Origin of the sequence: Pseudomonas sp. OA65, from assembly GCF_017498305.1 — a bacterium.
In the GTDB taxonomy this organism is placed as follows: domain Bacteria; phylum Pseudomonadota; class Gammaproteobacteria; order Pseudomonadales; family Pseudomonadaceae; genus Aquipseudomonas; species Aquipseudomonas zanjanensis.
Map to the genome: position 1 here is coordinate 1 of NZ_JAGDEZ010000051.1, position 1,810 is coordinate 1,810.

Consider the following 1,810-nt stretch of genomic DNA (forward strand, 5'->3'; position numbering starts at 1 on the left):
GCGGTGTTGGTCCAGGACGCTACAGTCGGGCTGTTGAGCGATGCTCCAATGGCAGTGATCAATCTCAACAGCGGCTTGTGGCAGGACGAATCCGTCTCCAATCCGGAGATCGGCGGGCTGACTTCATCGCATCTGGCCTATGTGATCTACACCTCAGGTTCGACCGGCTTGCCTAAAGGCGTGATGATCGAACACCGCAACACGGTGAACTTCCTGACCTGGGCCCATCGTTCGTTCGACTCAAAAATATTGTCGAAAACCCTGTTCTCGACTTCGCTGAACTTCGACCTGGCCGTCTATGAGTGCTTCGCGCCGTTGACCTCCGGCGGCAGCATCGACGTGGTCACTAATGTGCTGGAACTGCAACAGGGCGAGCACGACATCACCCTGATCAACACCGTGCCGTCGGCGCTCAAGGCGTTGTTGGAATCGGGCGGGTTGGGCGAAGGCGTCGACACGGTGAACGTCGCCGGTGAAGCGCTCAAGCGCAGCCTGGTTGAAGCCTTGTTCGAACAGACCCAGGTCAAGCGCCTGTGCAACCTCTACGGTCCTTCGGAAACCACGACCTATTCGAGTTGGGTGTCGATGGCTCGCGAGGATGGCTTTGCCGCGCACATTGGCAAACCCGTGGCCAATACCCAGTTCTATCTGCTGGATGAGCACAAACAACCGGTGCCACTGGGCGTACCGGGCGAAATCTACATCGGCGGTGCCGGGGTCGCTCGCGGTTATCTCAATCGTGCTGAGCTGACGGCCGAGCGCTTCCTGAAAGACCCGTTCAGCACGACTCCAAACGCCCGCATGTATCGCACTGGCGACTTGGGCCGCTACCTGCCGAACGGCAACATCGAATACCTGGGCCGCAACGACGACCAAGTGAAGATCCGCGGTTTTCGCATCGAACTGGGGGAGATCGAAGCCAAGCTTGCCCGCCACGAAGCGCTGAAAGAAACCGTAGTCCTGGCCCGTGAAGATGCCCCGGGCGACAAGCGCCTGGTGGCCTATTTCACCCAACACTCGCCAGAACAAGCGCTGGACATCGAAACCCTGCGCACACACCTGCAAGCGCAACTGCCGGCCTACATGGTGCCCGCCGCCTACGTGCGCCTGGATGCCTTGCCCCTGACACCCAACGGCAAGCTCGACCGCAAGGCGCTACCGGCCCCCGACAGCCATGCCTACACCACGCGTCTGTATGAAGCCCCGGTGGGGGACGTGGAGATCAAGCTCGCAGCGTTGTGGGCGGAGTTGCTCAAGGTCGAACGAGTGGGGCGGCATGATCACTTCTTCGAACTGGGTGGCCACTCGTTGCTCGCCGTGACGCTGATCGAACGCATGCGCCAGGACGGCATGGAGGCCGATATCCGTGTGCTGTTCGGCCAGCCCACCCTGGCCCAGGTGGCTGCCGCCGTGGGCGAGGTACGGCCTATCGATGTGCCGATGACGACAATTCCCGCGCTCACGCGCAAACGCAGTATCTGAATCGGCTGCTTCACCTGAGGGATGAATGCCCTGTCCCGGGCTTCCGGGCAGGGCGCTCGCCCTTGATTCCGCGCATCTGTATGCCCTGTCTGGCCGACGTCGGGGCTTGTCCCTGCTTCCCATGACAGACATCACCTACCGAATGCTCTAATTTTTTTTGGCCTGTAAGGCGCGGTTCGCAAACCGCCGCCTTCGGTTGAACGTGACGATTATCCAGCGCTTTGGCCCGTGCGCCGAGGTCGGCCCAACCGCCGTCCAGGCGCCGCGCCGTACCTGAAAAACACGTTTTTATCGTCAACCACTCCGAACCAGAAAAGCAGGTCCTTCG

General features: G+C 60.8%; 1 protein-coding gene. It reads left to right on the top strand.

Annotated features, from left to right (window positions below):
* Positions 1 to 1,482: non-ribosomal peptide synthetase (locus J3361_RS26445; RefSeq protein ID WP_207967025.1), on the top strand; the 1,482-nt coding region annotated here is incomplete at its 5' end.
* Positions 1,483 to 1,810 lie beyond the last annotated feature (328 nt).